The organism is Bradyrhizobium sp. LCT2, from assembly GCF_009931255.1.
GTDB classification, from domain to species: domain Bacteria; phylum Pseudomonadota; class Alphaproteobacteria; order Rhizobiales; family Xanthobacteraceae; genus Bradyrhizobium; species Bradyrhizobium diazoefficiens.
In genome coordinates this window covers 1,918,438-1,935,431 of the sequence record NZ_CP034432.1, presented here as the reverse complement: position 1 = coordinate 1,935,431, position 16,994 = coordinate 1,918,438, and the positions used below count along the sequence as shown (strand labels likewise).

General features: G+C 58.5%; 18 protein-coding genes, 1 tRNA gene and 3 pseudogenes. 12 read left to right on the top strand and 10 right to left on the bottom strand.

The window, feature by feature from the left end; genetic code table 11:
- Positions 1-882 precede the first annotated feature (882 nt).
- Entirely contained in the window at positions 883-999 is a 117-nt protein-coding gene (locus EI171_RS45450; RefSeq protein WP_333924387.1) for an FMN-binding negative transcriptional regulator, read from the top strand.
- A 777-nt stretch (positions 1,000-1,776) separates the two neighbouring features.
- Complete coding sequence (locus EI171_RS09815) at positions 1,777-2,067, top strand: hypothetical protein (protein ID WP_202633122.1); 291 nt, start codon at positions 1,777-1,779, stop codon at positions 2,065-2,067.
- Positions 2,068-2,184: 117 nt separating this feature from the next.
- Here the strand turns inward: EI171_RS09815 and EI171_RS09810 are convergent, their stop codons facing one another.
- The gene (locus EI171_RS09810; protein WP_161533226.1) at positions 2,185-2,442 is read right to left on the bottom strand and encodes a LexA family transcriptional regulator; all 258 of its coding nucleotides are present in this window, start codon (positions 2,440-2,442) and stop codon (positions 2,185-2,187) included.
- A 43-nt stretch (positions 2,443-2,485) separates the two neighbouring features.
- Here EI171_RS09810 and EI171_RS09805 point away from each other — a divergent pair, with 43 nt between their 5' ends.
- Both EI171_RS09805 and EI171_RS09800 read left to right on the top strand, forming a co-directional pair.
- Entirely contained in the window at positions 2,486-3,607 is a 1,122-nt protein-coding gene (locus EI171_RS09805) for an IS630 family transposase (protein WP_161536953.1), read from the top strand.
- A 539-nt stretch (positions 3,608-4,146) separates the two neighbouring features.
- On the top strand, positions 4,147-5,055 hold the full coding sequence (locus tag EI171_RS09800; RefSeq protein ID WP_161533225.1) for a TauD/TfdA family dioxygenase: 909 nt from the start codon (positions 4,147-4,149) through the stop codon (positions 5,053-5,055).
- Between the two features lie 153 nt (positions 5,056-5,208).
- Here the strand turns inward: EI171_RS09800 and EI171_RS09795 are convergent, their stop codons facing one another.
- Positions 5,209-5,487, bottom strand: coding sequence for a DUF2274 domain-containing protein (locus EI171_RS09795; RefSeq protein ID WP_097669500.1), 279 nt, complete (start codon positions 5,485-5,487; stop codon positions 5,209-5,211).
- Between the two features lie 4 nt (positions 5,488-5,491).
- Positions 5,492-5,926, bottom strand: a pseudogene (locus tag EI171_RS09790) (TrbI/VirB10 family protein); the annotation flags it as partial.
- A gap of 722 nt (positions 5,927-6,648) precedes the next feature.
- On the opposite strand from EI171_RS09790, the gene EI171_RS09780 reads away from it, so the two are divergent.
- Positions 6,649-8,292, top strand: a complete 1,644-nt coding sequence (locus EI171_RS09780; protein ID WP_246740480.1) for a recombinase family protein — start codon at positions 6,649-6,651, stop codon at positions 8,290-8,292.
- Positions 8,293-8,671: 379 nt separating this feature from the next.
- Here EI171_RS09780 and EI171_RS09775 read toward each other — a convergent pair.
- Positions 8,672-9,200: pseudogene (locus EI171_RS09775) on the bottom strand (transposase); the annotation flags it as partial.
- A 55-nt stretch (positions 9,201-9,255) separates the two neighbouring features.
- Between EI171_RS09775 and EI171_RS09770 the strand changes: the two are divergent.
- Positions 9,256-9,923, top strand: a pseudogene (locus tag EI171_RS09770) (IS5 family transposase); the annotation flags it as partial.
- Between the two features lie 999 nt (positions 9,924-10,922).
- Here EI171_RS09770 and EI171_RS09765 read toward each other — a convergent pair.
- Together EI171_RS09765 and EI171_RS09760 are read right to left on the bottom strand one after the other, a co-directional pair.
- Positions 10,923-11,189 carry a DUF3551 domain-containing protein gene (locus EI171_RS09765; protein WP_161533224.1) on the bottom strand — a complete coding sequence of 89 codons (267 nt, stop codon included), beginning with the start codon at positions 11,187-11,189 and terminating at the stop codon, positions 10,923-10,925.
- A gap of 385 nt (positions 11,190-11,574) precedes the next feature.
- Positions 11,575-11,865, bottom strand: coding sequence for a hypothetical protein (locus EI171_RS09760; protein WP_161533223.1), 291 nt, complete (start codon positions 11,863-11,865; stop codon positions 11,575-11,577).
- A gap of 500 nt (positions 11,866-12,365) precedes the next feature.
- Between EI171_RS09760 and EI171_RS09755 the strand changes: the two genes are divergently transcribed.
- Positions 12,366-12,572 (top strand): hypothetical protein, encoded by a 207-nt coding sequence (locus tag EI171_RS09755; protein ID WP_161533222.1) that lies wholly within the window; start codon positions 12,366-12,368, stop codon positions 12,570-12,572.
- A gap of 80 nt (positions 12,573-12,652) precedes the next feature.
- On the opposite strand, the gene EI171_RS46395 is transcribed toward EI171_RS09755, so the two are convergent.
- Both EI171_RS46395 and EI171_RS45440 read right to left on the bottom strand, forming a co-directional pair.
- Positions 12,653-12,781 (bottom strand): hypothetical protein, encoded by a 129-nt coding sequence (locus EI171_RS46395; RefSeq protein WP_256380416.1) that lies wholly within the window; start codon positions 12,779-12,781, stop codon positions 12,653-12,655.
- On the bottom strand, positions 12,778-12,924 hold the full coding sequence (locus tag EI171_RS45440) for a hypothetical protein (protein WP_246740479.1): 147 nt from the start codon (positions 12,922-12,924) through the stop codon (positions 12,778-12,780). Before EI171_RS45440 ends, EI171_RS46395 begins: the two co-directional genes overlap by 4 nt.
- A gap of 1,172 nt (positions 12,925-14,096) precedes the next feature.
- On the opposite strand from EI171_RS45440, the gene EI171_RS09745 reads away from it, so the two are divergent.
- The 4 genes from EI171_RS09745 to EI171_RS09730 all read left to right on the top strand — a co-directional run bounded on the left by EI171_RS09745 (position 14,097) and on the right by EI171_RS09730 (position 15,705).
- Positions 14,097-14,172: transfer RNA gene (locus tag EI171_RS09745), tRNA-Ile, on the top strand.
- A 235-nt stretch (positions 14,173-14,407) separates the two neighbouring features.
- Positions 14,408-14,794 carry a hypothetical protein gene (locus EI171_RS45435; RefSeq protein ID WP_246740478.1) on the top strand — a complete coding sequence of 129 codons (387 nt, stop codon included), beginning with the start codon at positions 14,408-14,410 and terminating at the stop codon, positions 14,792-14,794.
- A gap of 402 nt (positions 14,795-15,196) precedes the next feature.
- Positions 15,197-15,379 carry a hypothetical protein gene (locus tag EI171_RS09735; RefSeq protein ID WP_097669664.1) on the top strand — a complete coding sequence of 61 codons (183 nt, stop codon included), beginning with the start codon at positions 15,197-15,199 and terminating at the stop codon, positions 15,377-15,379.
- Positions 15,380-15,471: 92 nt separating this feature from the next.
- A complete protein-coding gene (locus tag EI171_RS09730) occupies positions 15,472-15,705 on the top strand; it encodes a hypothetical protein (protein ID WP_161533221.1) in 234 nt (77 codons plus the stop codon).
- A gap of 48 nt (positions 15,706-15,753) precedes the next feature.
- On the opposite strand, the gene EI171_RS46670 is transcribed toward EI171_RS09730, so the two are convergent.
- Complete coding sequence (locus EI171_RS46670; protein WP_333937948.1) at positions 15,754-15,888, bottom strand: hypothetical protein; 135 nt, start codon at positions 15,886-15,888, stop codon at positions 15,754-15,756.
- Between the two features lie 321 nt (positions 15,889-16,209).
- A complete protein-coding gene (locus EI171_RS09720) occupies positions 16,210-16,548 on the bottom strand; it encodes a PRC-barrel domain-containing protein (protein ID WP_028171497.1) in 339 nt (112 codons plus the stop codon).
- Between the two features lie 43 nt (positions 16,549-16,591).
- Between EI171_RS09720 and EI171_RS09715 the strand changes: the two genes are divergently transcribed.
- Positions 16,592-16,843, top strand: coding sequence for a hypothetical protein (locus EI171_RS09715; protein WP_231166504.1), 252 nt, complete (start codon positions 16,592-16,594; stop codon positions 16,841-16,843).
- Positions 16,844-16,994: the final 151 nt, after the last annotated feature.

Here is a 16,994-nt window from a genome sequence, read left to right as displayed (position 1 = left end):
GCTGCGCTTCGCTTGTTCGAACGCCTGTCTCATGGAAACAGTCGTCTGATGGCGAAGGGGCCTCCGAGTTCGCTCAGGTCAATCCTGAAGGCTAGTCTCTCGAGATGGCGACGGGCGCGTCGACCACGAGGATCTTGCCGTATCCAGGCTGTCCATGAGCAAGATGCCGTTTGGAAGCTGTAACTGGAGCGCATGGTATCGTTCCGGATCCGCGCGGCTCGATCACGAACTGGACCGCCAAGTAAGGCGAAAGCTTCGGGTGCCACGGATTCGACGACGCTGAGACGCCAAGCGCCTGTAGGAGAAGCGACCGAAACCCACGGAATCGCGGCTCGGACGAAGCCCGTGTCCAAAGATTGAATTTGCAACCTAAGTGAGCAAGATCTGCGCGGCTAAAGCTGCGTGATCTCCTCCGGTTCCGCCGGCTTCATGCGGAAGGCGGGACACTGAAGAACAGAAAGAAAATCGAGTGGAAACTGATCACCGACCTGCCCGTTCAGTCACGCAAGGACGCCGTTGAGAAGCTCGAATGGTATGCGCTGAGGTGGAAAATCGAGGTGTTCCACAAGATTCTCAAATCGGGCTGCGAGGAAGCGAAGAAGCCCTCCGGAAACGACCGAAACTGGCAGTTTTCAGCATATTGACTTGGGTTTATCTCGACGACTGCCAACGGAGAGCCTTCATGTACATATCACCCCACTTTCGAGACGACGACCCCGAGAACATTTGAGCGACAATCCGCTGCTCAGATGGGCCACTTGAAGGCGAACACGACGCGCTGTAATCCGCAATGGCACGGCCTCGATCGGAGAAGCTCCTGCGATCTGGCGCAGAGGCTTATGTGACGCCATCCTAGTATCCAGCAAGCGACAAGCTGAACATGTGGTGCCGACATGGAACTACATCGCGGTTCACGCCAATAGGCCGATTGAGTTCTTCGAGGATCCCAATCGCCTGCTCGAGATCGTGACGCGTCTGACGAATATCCATGAGACGTGACGCGCGACGCCTTGGGCCGTCAGCGATGCTCCCGCGGATTTCATCGCCGCTCAGTTGCGTGAAATCGTCGGCGCGCGCATCCCGATCATCATGGTCGAAGGCAAGCGCAAGATGAGCCAAAACCGCCCCGCGCCTGATCGCATTGGTATCGCTAAGGGCCTAGCGGCGAGCAAACTGGCGCGGGACCAAGGAAGTTGCAGCTCTTATCTTGGTTCAGGACTGAGACGACAATGTGCATGCCCCGCCAACCGCGACGCTCGACAGAGAGCGATCTTACATCTACAGCTCTCACAGGCTCGAGCGGGCGGGCCATCAATTACCTCGCGAAATTCACTTACGGAACGATCAGCTCCAAACTTACGCACTGTGTAGACGCTTGTACGTATTCTAACAGAGACGCAATGTCGCGTCAGGTCCAGTACAGCGCGCATAGTAAGTGTTGAGACTTTCGAACGCCCATTCGGCATTGTGGCTTTCCCAGCACCGCCTAGCATGGCATGGCTTAAAACAAATCGATTCAGAAACAGAGCCCACAAAAACAGCAATGCTCACACTCTCCAAACCACAGGAAGAACGGTGCTCCCGTTCAGCTCACTAACGTGCGGTACACCCCTTCCAGCTCTGTTCGGACATATCTACTACGACCACTCCAGACATGTAGACCAGCAAATTCCTAGTCTCGAACACATTACCGCGCGATGACGTGCCGAGGTTCACGCATGAAATCCGCCATTTTATTTCAACTGGAATGGCATACTCCTCGATCACGCAAATGCGATGTTGCAGACGGTCAATGCCATTTTGGGCGGGTTCAGCCGCGCAACGATCGATATGGATAGGTTTCGAGAGGAGTTTGAGCTCCCTTTCTCCATTCTTTTCCGCAATCCGGGTATGTCGAGAGATGAAATCGAGCTCGTGCATGGCAAGGATGGCGCCATTTTTCACGACACCTACGAATTCTTAGCGCGCAACGCTGCCTTACGCAAAGGCGTAAAGGGGCGTGAAATGTCTTGCTCGCCGCTGATCAGAGAGCCGTTCAAGCCGTCATTGTCAGCAATCAATTGTTGAACTAGTTCGCGCACAAGCGCAACGACTTCGAATGAGACTCATGTCAGCGACATTTTGGCATTTGAGCCGCGCAACTAGTGGCTCTGCACAGTGATTTTGACAGGTTGGATCCGGCGGTCAGATTAGCTCCGGCAGGAGTTTCGGATCAACGAGGACCTCGATGCTGCGAGGCGTCCTTGGCTGCCGTCTGATGAGGCCGGCGCGTTCTAGTGTCAGCACCATCTGGTGAACCGTAGGCGGGCTGACGCGGAAATATTCCTGGATGTCGGTTTCGGCCGGGGGCCTGCGATGCAGCCGGGTATAGAGGTGGATAAAAGCCAGATACTGCCCCTGCGTGGGCGTGAAGGGTTTTGTCGAAGGACTCACGCCGGCCATCCGATTCAGTTGTTCGTGCGTGCCTCGAACGAGGAGGCACACCATGAATGTACGCTATCGGGTCGAACTCAGCCAAATCGAGCGCACCGATCTGAGGGCGCTGCTCAGCGGCGGCAAGCATGCGTCCCGCAAGCTCAAGCGAGCGCAGATTTTGCTGGCCGCCGATGCCGAGACCAGCGACGAGGAGATCGCAAGGAGCGTCGGCGTGAGCGGCTCGACCGTGTACCGGACCAAGCGACGCTTCGTGGAAGGCAATCTGGAGCGGGCGCTGAGCGAAGAGCCGCGTCCCGGGGCGGAGCGCAAACTCACGGGCAAGGAAGAAGCCTTGCTGGTGGCGACAGCCTGCGCCAGTCCGCCAAAGGGCCGTGCCCGCTGGACGCTAAAGCTGCTGGCGGGTGCGATGGTCAAGCTCACCGAACACAAGAGCCTGTCGCACGAGACGGTTCGGCGGCGCCTGGCCGAGAATGCCCTCAAGCCCTGGCGCAAAGACATGTGGTGCATTCCGCAGGTCGACGGCGAATACGTCGCCCGCATGGAGGATGTGCTCGACCTCTATGCCGAGGCGCCCGACTCCAGGCGGCCAGTGGTGTGCTTCGACGAAAGCCCGGTGCAACTCATCGGCGAAACGCGTCAGCCCATCCCGGCCAAGCCCGGCAGGCTCGAACGTTACGATTATGAGTATCGTCGCAATGGCACGGTCAATCTCTTCGTTCTCCTCGACGTGCATCGTCCCTGGCGCAAGGTCAAGGTCACCGAGCGGCGAGCGGCAAGGGATTACGCCCAATGCATGCGTGATCTCGTCGACATCCATTATCCCGACGCCGAGATCATCCGGGTCGTCCAGGACAATTTATCGACCCACTCCGCCGGCGCCCTCTATCAGGCGTTCCCGCCCGCCGAAGCCAGGCGGATTTTGCGACGGCTCGAGTTCCACTACACCCCAAAACACGCAAGCTGGCTCAACATGGTCGAGATCGAAATCGGCGTCCTGCGGGGCCAGTGCCTGGATCGCAGGATCGACGACCCCAAGCGACTGCTCCGCGAAATCACCGCCTGGGAACGACAACGAAATGCCGCCCGCTCCCGCATCAAATGGATGTTCACAACAGACAAGGCTCGCGCCAAAATGGCTGGCGCCTATCCCGCCACTTCCAAAGAGTCATAATCACTGTGACGAGGTACTAGCATGGGCAAGCAAGACCGGCTGCGCTTGTATATGCAGATCAATGATTATCCCAGAAAGAACTGTCATCGTGGGCGATATGCTAGTTGAGACGGAAATTGCCCGCAATCTCGGTCATATCAACGTATCAATCGTGGGAGAATTTGTTTTCGAAGCGCGCTTGAGCCCGGCAAGACCCAACTACATGATTCACGACCATCATGAAATATTAGCAATTTTACAGAAGCATTGCTTTTCTCAACACCATTGATGATCACAAAAGCATAGCTGAAGATCTGCCGTTGGCGCGCTCCTGCTCTCCGTTACGTCTTCACGATTCGACAATCGAAGGGTGAGGTCGTCGATCGAGTTCTTTCGCCACTCGGCCCAGCCATCGGCTCAGTTCGATGACTCGCGCCAAATACCGCGATTCGTTCAGTGCCCTTTGGCGAGTACATGTCGTCTTTCGCTTGGCACGATGCTTGCTGAAGATCATTCGCTCCAGGAGGCGAGGAAGAACTACAAAGGCTTGGAAAAGAAAGATGAGCACAATGGCTTTGGTCGGTGGCGTCATTCCGAGCACCGATGTTGTGAAATGTGCAGCGCGCATCGGTGCCGAAGTCATAAATATCAAGCTATCAGGCGATCTACCGGATCAGGCTATCGCCGCGATCAACAACTTATTGCTTGAGCACAAAGTGATCTTCTTCCGCAATCAGGGGCATCTCAATGACGCCGAGCAGGAGCGCTTTGCCGCTCGTCTCGGAAAGCTAGTGCCACATCCGATGCTCGGTGCCACCAAGGGGACGGCGTCGCTCCTCGAACTGGACTCCACTCGCGGCGGCGGCCGCGCCGACGTTTGGCATGCGGATGGGACCTTCGCCGACGCCTATCCCAAGATTTTGGTCCTGCGGGCCGTTGTAATGCCACCGTTCGGAGGCGACACCGTGTGGTCGAACACGGCTGCCGCTTATCTTGATCTGCCGCCGCCGCTACAACGGCTTGCCGAGGGCCTATGGGCCGTTCATAGCAACGTTTTCGATTACGCCGGCATCGCGCGTGTCCGCGAGGTCGACAAGAAACACTTTGACGAGGTATTCACCAGAACGGTTTTTGAGACCGAGCATCCCGTCGTACGCGTTCACCCCGAAACAGGCGAGCGGACGCTAGTGCTCGGCGCTTTGGTGAAGCACTTTGTTGACGTCCCCAAATACGACGGACAAAAGCTGTTCGATCTGTTCCAGTCTCACGTCACCGCGCCCGAAAACACTGTGCGCTGGAACTGGTTGGAGGGCGATATTGCGATATGGGATAACCGCGCAACGCAGCATTACGCGGTCAACGATTACGGGGACCAGCATCGCGTCGTACGTAGGGCCACGATCGAGGGCGACGTGCCTGTCAGCGTCGATGGCCGGAGCAGTGTAACGCGCCTGAAGGTGACCGAATAACTGCACGTCGACGCCCAGCGCTCTCGCGTCTGAAAACCGAGAAAACCTGGTAATGGGAGTTGTTTCGGGCAGACGCGGGAACACACTTTCCGACACGATATCTCAGCTCTTAGCGCCAACTCGGCAGCGCCAGGTTGATGCATTGCGTCTATTTTAACGTCGACCAACGGCTTCGAGAAACCTTGAGCATTGCTGTCCATCGCCTGCGTCCGGTACGTGGCCTTCACGTTTCAGTTTAGAAATTCCTCGATCCGTGGCCATAAAGCGCCCCAACATGCGGGCGGTGAGTTTAGTCGGATCGACCACTTGACTACCTTGACGCGTAAGCGCTTCTGCATACGTAACGAGATCACGATGCACGGCCGCAGGCAGCTCCGTACTCACTTTGACAGGCTCGTCGTCTGGAAGCTCTCCGATTTTGATTTTTGGCATGTTGTCACCCTCTATACGGCGTAAGTATGAGGTCATGATCGACAAGAACACGAACCAGGAAGTCAGGTCGCACGGTCAGAGTAGGCTGGATGCTGAGACTGCGGCGAACGACCTGCTGCCCGGTCTGGTTTAGTGAGCCCGAGGCACCGTGTCGCAATGCCTGGATGATTGCGCTGTCGCTGCTGTTGGTGTCCGAGCCGGCACCCAGTTCAGTCCCGATCGCCAGAAACGTCGATAGTGCCGCAGCTTTGAACAACTCGCCCCAATGATTGTCGACCTGATCTTCGAGACCTGCATACCCGGCAGTATCAGCGCCAAGCTGCCGCTCGAGAACGATAGAACGTCCATTCGGCATGATCAGCCGTGTCCAGAGGAGCAGGGCGCGAGACTGGCCGAAAGTGACCTGGCTATCGTAGATGCCGATCAGACGCGCCCCCCTGAGCGGTCGGTTCGGACTGGCTGATACGGCCGCTCTCGGGAGCGCCAACGTGCCGCGCATCAGGTGAAGATTGTACGGAGGGGTCTCAGCGCCGGTTTGCGGGTCGATGCGGCGGGCGACATTAGGAGCGCGCTCCCAGATCGGTACGCCTCTGCCGGCCATCCGGCGCGCCTCGAGCCATTTGGCCATCCGCGCTCGATAAGTCTCGGCGACGCTTCTCCGCTCTGCGCGTCCTTTGCCATCCGTCGCTCACAACGGGCTTCACGGGCATCGAGCTCCGCTCGTGCCGCCGGGACATCCGGCACAAAGACATCGACGTATTTGAGCGACCAGCGCGCAGCCTGGCGCCGATGATCGGTTCGGGAATACGCGGCGTAGCATTCTCGGCCGGTGCCGGCGGCCGCTTGGCAACATGGTGAGCCGCACGCCCACGCCACGGCAGAAAGCGAATGCCGCCTTCCGTCTGCCATGGCGACAGATGGGGAGACCTCGACGTACTTCACTGTCTCGTGTGGGCGTTCGCCGGCCACCATTGCGATCTTCGGCCCAGCGATCGGCGGCCGCGTTTGCGCCCGCACTAGCAGTCGCGCTCGCAAGCAGGTCCTTTCTGCATCGACACCGGCGCCGATGGCGGGCTATTATTTCCAATTGAAGTAATTCTTGCTGTAGGCGTCGTACAGGTGTTTGATTTGCTCCAGGTCGTGTAAGGTTCGGAACCGAGAATGATGGCCAACGCGCCCGAGGTCCATAAGGCTCATTTGGTACGATCGCAGCTTGGCATGAGAGCGGCACAATATGTCCGCATGTCGACACAGCGGCAGCAATACTCGATTCAGAATCAGGCCGCTGTGATTGCAGCATACGCACACGCCCATAGCCTGACGATTGTACGAACCTATCGCGACGAGGGTGAGAGCGGTCTGCTCATCAAGAACAGGGCCGGCCTTATGCAGCTCATCAAGGATGTCCAAACAGGAGAAGCCGATTTTGGTCATATTCTGGTCTATGACGTAAGCCGGTGGGGCCGCTTTCAGGACGTCGACGAGAGCGCGTATTACGAATTCGTCTGCAAACAGGCGGGCATCAAGATAACATATTGTGCTGAGCTGTTTGACAATGACGGCAGCATGCTCTCCAGCATCGTCAAGAACATCAAGCGAGTAATGGCGGCGGAGTACAGCCGTGAGCTCTCGGCAAAGGTTCACATTGCGCAGTGCCGGTTCGCGCGACTTGGCTTCAAGCTCGGAGGTCGCCCTGGTTATGCACTGTTGCGGGAACTTGTCGATCAGAGTCAGAAGTCACGAGGCGTGCTGAAGAACGGTGATCGGAAGTACCTCACGACTGATCACATCCGAGTGCGACCCGGCATTCCCGAGGAAGTAGCCGTGGTGAAGTGGATCTTCGAGCGATTCCTGCAGGTAAAGTCGGAAGCGATTATCGCCCGAGAGCTAAACCGGAGGGCCATACTCACGAACACAGGAGTTCGGTGGACTCGTGCATCGGTTAACAGAGTGCTTAGAAACGAGAACTACATTGGAAACCAGACCTTTAACCGCCGATCACGCAAGCTGCGGCGGACCAGCACCTGCAATCCTCCCGAACTTTGGATCACCAGCGAGGGATGTATCGAGCCGATCATCGAACGCGAAGCCTTCCTGAAGGTAAATAAGATCATTGAGGAACGGCGTGTCGACCTCACTGAAGAGGAGATGCTTGCCCGTCTACGCCAAACGCTGCTCAAGGAAGGACGCCTGAGCTCCGCTATCATAGCCAGCACGATAGGCCTTCCCTGCACCTCCACCTATCAAACTCACTTCGGCAGCTTGATGAACGTGTATCGGCTGATTGGCTACGCTCCCAAGCGCAGCTATGGGTTTCTTGAGTCGCGCCCGCGGTGGGCGGAGCAAGAGGCCAAGCTCGGCTCTCAGATCGCCATGGCCATCAGGAAAGCCGGTGGTCGCACCGCCTCTGGCAACAGGACAGCTTACTTGCGCGTGGATGGATCGGTCAACATCTCAATTCGATCAGCCCTCTGGTGCGGAAGGCAAAATCGAGCGCCGTACTGGTCGATCAAGCGTAGGGCACGCCTGCCTCAGGGCTGGATTGCCGCCATCAGGCTGTCTGAGCATAACGAATCGGTGCTCGATTACGTGCTGCTGTCGACCCACGGGAAAGTAAGACGAACCATAAACTTTTCTGAGAGGGCTCGCGTTCGCCGTGGAATCGCTCGCTTCGATACTACTGACGCTCTGGCTCGAGCGATCACGAAGCGAGTAATTCGGAAAGGCCGTTCTTCCCCAGCGCCACAGGGCAAGCGATCGAGACCAAAGCAGCCCAAGACCAAGAACGCCCGCGCGCGGCGCTGATCAAACGCAGGGACAGAACTCCGCGAAGCAGTGCTTCACAATTCTTTTAGAAGCTGAGATCTCGAGACCTTCCCACTTGCCGCGTTTCGCTGTCTAGGAGCGACATGCCTCGCCGTTGGCTTTGCCCCACTATTCGTTCAGCGCCGAACTGGTGCTAGGCGGCCCAGGGGACTCGTGGCCCGGTCTCGAAGCATTGCGATAGCCATACCGCCGCGGCCGGCAGAAGCGTCGGGTCAACGTTAAAACTTGTCGATTGATCTTGGAGCCTCGCATCTGCCGATCGGCTCGACTCGCAAGAACTGAATACGCACACGGGCAAGGCCGCGGGATTGTCGCAGGCGCGCGAGCGCTGGCGGGTTTATGATGTGGCGCGAGAGGTTCAGGCGGCCTGCTGATCGGCGGGCATGTCGGCTTGGCGCAGGCGCTTCCATTCCCAGGGCAGCAGTTCGTGCAGACGCGAGGCGGGAAGATCGGCGATGCGAGCGAGGACGTCGGCGAGCCAGGCTTTCGGGTCGATGTCGTTGAGGCGTGCGGAGGTGATGAGGGTGAGCATGACGGCGGCGCGGTCGGCGCCGCGTTGGGAGCCGACGAAGGTCCAGTTGCGCCTTCCCAATGCGATGCCCCGCAACGCTCTTTCGGCCGCGTTGTTGCTGAGGCAGATCCTCCATCGTCGAGGAAGCGGGCGAAGTCGTCCCAGCGCCTGAGCATGTAGTTCATGGGCTTCAGGACCTCGAAAGAGCGCGAGAGGGTTTTGCGCTCACGCAGCAACCAGGCGTGCATGTCGTCGAGAAGCGGTTTGCTCTTCTCCGGCGCACGGCGCGCCGCTCGTCCGCCCTGCGGCCGTTGATGGTGCGCTCGATCTCGAACAGCGCGTCCAGACGCCTGACCGCCTCCAGCGCGATCGGGGCCTGTTGCGTAATTCGTCAATTGTGATTCCCTAGGGAAAAGCCTTGGAGGGTAGCGATGGCGGTTAAGCAGACGGGACAGCCGAGCTTTGTGGAAGCGCTGATGCCGAAGGGGGCCGGCGCGAATGCGGCGCTGGATCGGCTGGCTGGCCTGGTCAAGTGGTACCGGTTTTAGAAGCTGATTGGCCATTTGCGAGATGAAGGGAGCCCCGGTCGGCCAGGCTATCCGGTGCTGGTGCTGTTTCGTGCTGTGTTGTTGCAGTCGCTCTATGGTCTTTCGGAGCGCGAGCTCGAGGAAGCGCTGGGCGACCGGTTGTCGTTCAAGCGCTTCGTCGGTTTGAGCCTTGAGGATGCGCCCCCGACCACACGGTCCTGAACCGCTTCCGGAACCAGCTCGTTGAACAAGGCCTGCTGGAGGAGCTGTTTGGCGAACTGGATCGTCAACTTGAGAATGCTGGCGTGATCCTCAAGCGCGGCACGATGCTGGATGCGACCCTGATCCAGGCAGTCTCGGCTCCGCCCAAGGAGGATCGCCCCTCAAACGATCCTGATGCCCGGTTTGCCAAACGGCAGGGCAAAAGCGGCGCAACCTTCGGTTACAAGGCCCATGTCGGTGTCGATGAAGGATCCGGCTTGATCCGCGCGGTGTTGACCACACCCGCTAACGTCAACGATACGACACCTGCGGTTGCTTTGATCCGCGGCGATGAAGCTGCGGTGTGGGCGATGCGGCTTACTGGGATCCCGTCTAGCGAGGCCGACGTCCGGAGGCTCTGGTACGCAAGGGCATCGAACTCGGCATTGCATCGAGCCGAAGCGAAAGGTTGCATATCCCTATGACCAGGCGCTTGTCGCCAACGACACAAGTCGACGAAAACCTCTTTGCTAGACTGAAGGGTTCGCGATCGCAACTCGCCACGACCGATGCGTCGTACTTTTTTCCAATCTGAGCATCACCGCGGCCATCACTATTTGTCTTTGAACGACAAGGATTCCTGTGCCTTTCCAACACGGGCCTCTAGTCACGGAGTTTATCGTTCCGAAATCCACGCAAGAAGGCAATCTCCTCTACTCAATCGTCGCTGCAGGACCGGCTCAGCGGCACTTCAGTGACCGATCATACTTGGCCAGCCTATCGCCTCACCGGCGGGGCTTTGGAAAGAGCATCGCGACCGATCTGTGTAAGGCGGTCAGGTCTTATTTCTCCTGTGCTCGCAGCTTCCAGAATTGTCGAGGCAACATGGGTGCGAGCACCGGTATCGTACCGGGAAAGATTCTTGCAGACGTTGTCGAGGACCACCCGTAGGAGCGCGGTGGTGGGGGCATCTAACATTTGGAAGATCTCCCTCGTTTTCTAGCAGATAATGCAATGTAGCTTTCGCGTGACGAGCGCCACGTAGAAACTACCCAAAGTCGAAAACTCGAGAGGTCACCATGGTAGAAGAAGCTGACAAAAACGCAACAAGCAGATGTCTGTTTGACGCATTCCCGCTGTTTTGAATTGAATTAAAGCGCGACGCGCGACTGCGCGTGACGCAGATGAGGCCGCATCTCGATCGGTCCTGCGTCTCGTCCGACGCACCTGAGGTGACTGCATCGCGCGGCTTGCTCGAACGGGGGCTCGTCCGATCGGCGGAAGTCCAACGTCTCTCAACCCTGCACCGCAGGTCCATTTGTATGAGCAGGACTCAGACTAATGTCTCCATCACGCTTGACCATCGGACATCAGCACGATTGCGCTCTCTGTCGCGCGAACGCGTAGACCGGATTGATGCCGCAATAGGCGTAGGTGCCGGATGCAGTGGCCATGCACTGATCATAGGTCGAGAACTGGCAATTGCCCGGATATCCCCAGGTACGTCCCTGCAAGCAATAAACGTCCTGCCGAGCCGGGGGGATATACGAACGACCCCGCGGAGCGGCGGTCGAGGGCGATCCAAAACCGATGACGATGGGAAGTGCAAGCACACCGATGAACAGAAGGTTGCGCATGAGACCTCTAGCCTCCGTTAAGTCTTGCAGAAGGATAGTGGATCCGGATTTGATGTCTTGATCTTTGTCAATGGCAAATGGCGGGTCGCCGTCCGTGGGCCGATTGCCTTCGAAAGGAGCTCGGGTGGGACGGAGCTCCGAGTTCAGAGCAGAAATCCTGCTGCTTGTCGAAAGGAACGCATCTTTCCAGCGTCACGAGGTACATGTGCGGCGGAAAGCGCTAACGGGGCTTGAGAACTCTCGCGCTCCGGAATGAATCGATTCGGGGTGGCCCTAAGTCTACGGAGAGCTTAGCAAGGCCGAAACGCGGAAAATTCACGGGCCTTTAGGTTTGCCGTCGAGCGCGTATTGCTTGAGCTGCACGACTTAAGGGACTTGGCGGAGCTCATGAACCGTTCAGCGAGCTCTTCTGGGTGATCGGCCTGATCCGGCGCAGCAGTGAATCGGCATATTCCTCGCGCTCGCGCGTAAAGCTCTCTTGATGCGCTTTGAAACTCTCGACCCGCTTCCTGATCTCATCGCGTTCGCTGCCGCCATGGTCGGGCACGCTGAGGCCAGCGAGCTCGACGATTTCCTTCTGCTGAGGCCGCGGCAGCTCGATCTCGACCTTCAGCGATTTAGCGAACGCCGTCGTTTCAGCGACGAGCGCATCGAGTTCGCTCTTCCAGTCATGCATTGACGTCCCCCCGCACGACTCGGCCACGCGGGACGAGCCAGTTCATCACAAACCAGGCTGCGACAATGGCGCAGACGCCAATTGCCAGATAGGGCAGCCCAACCCACCGTTTCTCCTTGAAAAAAGCCGCCGACAATACCGCCGACGGCCCTCCGGGTTCAAAATGCTCATCGTGAAAAAATGCAGTCCAGCCCCGGCGGCATGATCCTAGACCCAAAACGCGTCGTTTCCAAGTTTTACCGAGCAGGAAGCTTAACGCAGATGGATGCGGGCCGCGCTGGGACAGGATGCGGCCTCCGGAGGGAACCACCGCCCCTGTTTCAAACAATGTGCAGCGCCTGGACCTCTCTCGGACCGCTTGCATCAAGGCGTGTAATGGTCTTGTCTCGACGCGGTCAGTCGTATTACGGCGACTGCAACGGGTGTTGGCCAAGATTAGGAAGCCGGTGACGCCCGACCATACATCGTGAACTAAATTTTTGAGTTAGTGAGCGTTCGAAATGACAGATTGTGTGATTGTCCGTGCCTCCGGCAAGCAATTGGATCACTTGCGCGAAGAGGCATCGCGCATTGCACGACAAAGCAAAATCGACTGGTCGATTGAGCGAGGTGCCGAAGGAGCGCATTTTTGCTTCGAGGATGCCGAATCGAAAAAGGCTTTCGTCACGATCTGCGAGGGCTTTGCTATCCCACACAGAGAGGCTTAGCAACCGAGATCGCGTGCAATAGGTCGGTGAGGCCAGAATCTGCGCCGGCCGCACAGCGAATCCGTCGTGATCGCAGAAAACTAGCGATATTTCGTGAGAGAGGGACTCCAGTCGGCAGCGACCGCCTCGAGCTCGACGTTGCGCGGCACTGGCTGGCGGACGACGATCTTCTCGCGCATCTCGACCGGGCGGATCTTGTGCTCGGTCACGTCGGTACGGATCTTGGTGCGTATTCCGGCTCGATTTGCAGGGCGGCATGGCCGGCGCCCGTGGTCGTGGTGACCGTCGACTGGGCCATTGCGCCCGTCGAGATCAGCGCGGAAGCCGCGGACAGCAGTAACAGCTTCTCCATGAATATCTCCTTGCCCCTGAATGCTGCGCTGCGTGAACCCCGAGTAATGGCAATCGTTCCGGGAGCACGACAGGTTCCGATACGCTCTCTGGCATTCTATGCGCTGTTGGATGGGATGCGAATTTTAGAACGCGCAGTTTCGGCAGCCTCGACCAACAAGGTCGAATTGTTTGGACCTGCAACTATCCCTTCCCTCGCCCGTTCCCAAGCATGGAGTTTGGGCTAATGACAATATTCGGAAGAAAACCTCGTTCTCCCCGCAGAAGGACCAATCAAGAAGCGTGGATGGCAATCGACGGGGCTTTCGCGGCGAGGAGATGTTCGGTGTTGGACATCTCCAAAGGCGGCGCGACAATCAGGGTCGAGGATCTAACGTTCGTTAGGCCCGTGTTTCAACTTAAACTCTTTCGCGCGGACCAGGGTAGGCGTTGCAAGGTTTCATGGCAAAAAGGTCTCCTGATCGGCGTCGAGTTCTGTTGAGTGACTATGAGGTAATACCCGCATGCAAACAGTCGAGACGACTAATCCAAAGGTGGCGAGGCGCTGCCGCTATGACCAACATCGCGGGCAAAAAACAACGTTGAGTTTAGAGGGATCGCTCGTCACGGGGTTGGTCCGGTCGGTCATGGAAGTTAAGTCCCCCAGCAACCCCACACGCTGGATCATCACCGTTCTTGCCAAGCCGAGCATCGCAGCCTAACCGAGCAAATCCACCATTCGCCGGAGTGTTTAGTCGAGGAAAATGATGGGAAAGTTGGACCACAAGGTCTTTCAGCGAGCGGTTCTCTTTCTCAAGAAATTCCATCGTCACTTTCATTCGATCTTCGTCGTCAAAAATCTGGGTTCGGCGTTCGTAGAGCTGCACCAGCCCTGGATCGAGAAGATTGCATAGCCAAGACGGCAAATGCGCTAATTGCGATCGATGGATGATCGAGCCAGGTTCGTACTACTTGCTGCTGCAACGTCTCACCCAAGCTGACGTGACCGTCTTCGTCGCACAGAGTCCTTGTATCCGGGCGCTCCTGATAGATTGGTGCCCCGTCGATCGGCGGCTCGGAAGGGCTCCCGAAGGCGCGGCTCAATCGGACCAATTTGGCATTGCCGGATTGCCGGCCATCCTGTAGACGAGCCGCGCACCGTTGCCGACCACCTTTCAGCGGTCGCCCGCAGCGGGGCCTGTAGCTCAATGGTTAGAGCCGGCCGCTCATAACGGTCTGGTTGCAGGTTCGAGTCCTGCCGGGCCCACCATTCAGAACGCTGTATGCGGACACTTTGAAAACGACTCGATTTCCGCTTTAAGAACGACTCGATTTCGTTTTGAAAACGACTCGATCTCAGATCCCACTGATACGACTGATGAATTTCGCCTGTTTTTTTCGCTGATTTTTGACCGCCAGAAAAAGCGAGGGGGTCTTTTTCACCCAACGTCGTAGCCAAGGGTTTGCCCTGACACCTGCTGCTAACCGGTGCTTCTTTTGATGTATTGCATCCGGAGATCGATGACTTCAACGTCGTCTCTTCCATCCCCCGCCAGCGCAGCGCCCGCGTGGTCGGCGAACAAGCGGTGATACTTGTCGACGAGGCCTTTCTGCCCTCTCCAACCGCCGTCCCGCTGCTTGTCGGCGAGTGGCCGGTCGATGAGCGCGTACTTCTTCGGAATGTCAGCCGGAGCTGTCGCCAGGGAATGAGCGTCGCCTCGAAGGTCAGCCCCGGCGCCGCTGCGGCCGTGCCGGTGCACTTCGCTGTCGCGCCCTTCACGACGCCATCGAGCTTCAGCTCCAAGTCATCGATGCCGAACACCGTCGCATGGCCTGCGGTGTGTCGCTTCGTGGTGACGGTCGCCGTAAAGCGATCTCCAACGGTTTCGTAGGTGCCGCCGTACGTGATGATGCTGTCGCCTCCGGAGATCTTGCCGTTCTCGAAGTGAACGATGCCGGTCCCCTCGCCCCTGGGCGTCTTGAACCAGGCTGAGTAGGTGCCGTCCTTGAGCATGCCGATGCTCTCCAAGCTCGAAGCGATTCAGCACGCAACCCGACGCCGGTTAGGTTAAGGCGGAGTGAATCGCAGCGACCGTAGCAGTACGGTGCTCGGGATTCCGCGCCGGCATCGGAACCGCTGAGAGGCAGCGGGGCGGGCCGGACCGTGGAAGCGGACAAACGATGGAAAAAAACCGAAGTCGAGTATCCACCCTGAGAAGTGCCCGGAACAACGAGTTACTAAAATCTGCGGGTTTTCTGAAGTCGTGCTATCCTGCTGGCAGGAGGAAGACGTCATGTCCACTTCCAAGAAACCATTGAACCCCGCTGATTTCCCGGTGACTGCAGAAGGCAAAAAAATCAAAAAGCAGGACGGCAAGCCGATCGCAAATACTGAGGATCCAGATCTCGCCGCCGACGTGGCCGAGCGCCTTAACGACGACGAAGCTCGGCGCGAAGAAGATAAGTGGTCAGCCTGATCTGCCCTGGTCGTCGGGCGGCGCGCCTATAAGCTTGAGCAGCGCTTGGCCGTCGGCCACATCTCGTAGATGCTCCCCGTCCAGGAGCAACCATGAGAACCAACTCGCGCCAGCATCTCGATTCGATCAGCGGACGGGACCCGACCTACCTCGAGTCGCTGATCCGCGAGGATTACGAGCGATGCCATCCCGGCGAGACTCTGGACGATCTCAAGCGGCGCGCGTCCTTTTCGAGAGAGGACAGAGGCCTGCTGCGGGACTGGATGGCGGTCGCGGCGGCTCGCGCCGCTGCCGAGTGCAGGGCCAAGCCATCGCCGCCACGCTGACGATCCGCTGATCCGCGCCGAAGGATCGCAGCCTCCCAGCGATCCGGTTCAACCCGACCCGGTCCCGGTATCGAGTAGCTGCGAGACGGCGGCAGCCAATTGCGCCGGCGCAAAGGGCTTCTCGATCAGAAGGCTGCCATCGACGCCCTGCGATTTCCAGTCCGGCGCGCTGGCGCTCGTCATGTAGACCACGGGAAAGCCAGGCGCGATCTCCCTAACCTGCCGCGCCAGATCCCATCCGCTGATGCCCCCACCCAGGTTGACGTCCGTCAGCAGCGCCTGACACCCTTCGTGGCCGTCGCGAAAGGTCGACAGGGCCGCCTCTCCCCGAATGGACCGAGCAGGCCTCGAAGCCGCCGTCCGACAAGGCGTCCTCGATGAAGCTGCAGATCAGCACTTCATCCTCCACGACCAGGACACGAACGGCGTTACTCACTCTTCAAGTCTCCTCGACAGCCCATGCGGGTCGTCTGGCGTGACGGCGGGCGCGTTGGCCCGCCCGCCTCAAGCCACCGGCACGCCGTAGTAGGCGTTCACGGAGCGCGTGGTGGCGGGGTCGCTCCAATTCCAACTGCTCTCGTCGGCATACTGGGTGATGCCGGTGACATAGCCGCCGAGGTTGGTGTCGTACTTCAGCGCCTGCCAGGGCAGCGGATAGTGATCGTCGCCGATGCCGAGCAGGCCGCCGAAGCTCAGCACCGCGTACGACACCTTGCCGCTGATCTTGTCGATCATGACGCGCTCGACGTAGCCGACCTTTTCGCCGTCGACCCCGTAGACATTCGTGCCCTCGACCTTGTCGCTTCCGATCAGGCTGAAGGTCTCGCGATCTTCCATGGTCATGTTGACCTCCCGGATGTTGTCTTCTGGAGTCAACGGGAGGACGATGGCCCCGTTCCTGGCTGAAAGCGTCGGTGGCCTTGTTCTGGATGAGCGGAGTTCGAGGATGGAGCTGGCCGAGCTGGAGCGCGAATTTTTGAGGAAGCTGCTCGGCGAATCCTGGGTCAGCCCGCCGATGTTCGACCATGAGATCGTGGCACGGCTGGTGGAGCTGGGTCTCGTGGAAACCGAGCCGCTTCCATCTGGCGATATCGAATACCGGATCACTGACGCGGGCCGAGCGGCGGCTACCGCGTAAACGTAGATCGGCAGATGCAGCAGGTCCTGAAGGGCATCGGCCGGTGATCAAAAGGGTGGAACGGAGGCAAGGCTGGGGCGGCATCGTCGGAGCTTGCACGGCACTAGGCCGCACACGCCTCAGGACCAGCCACGGGGAGTGCGGATCTTAG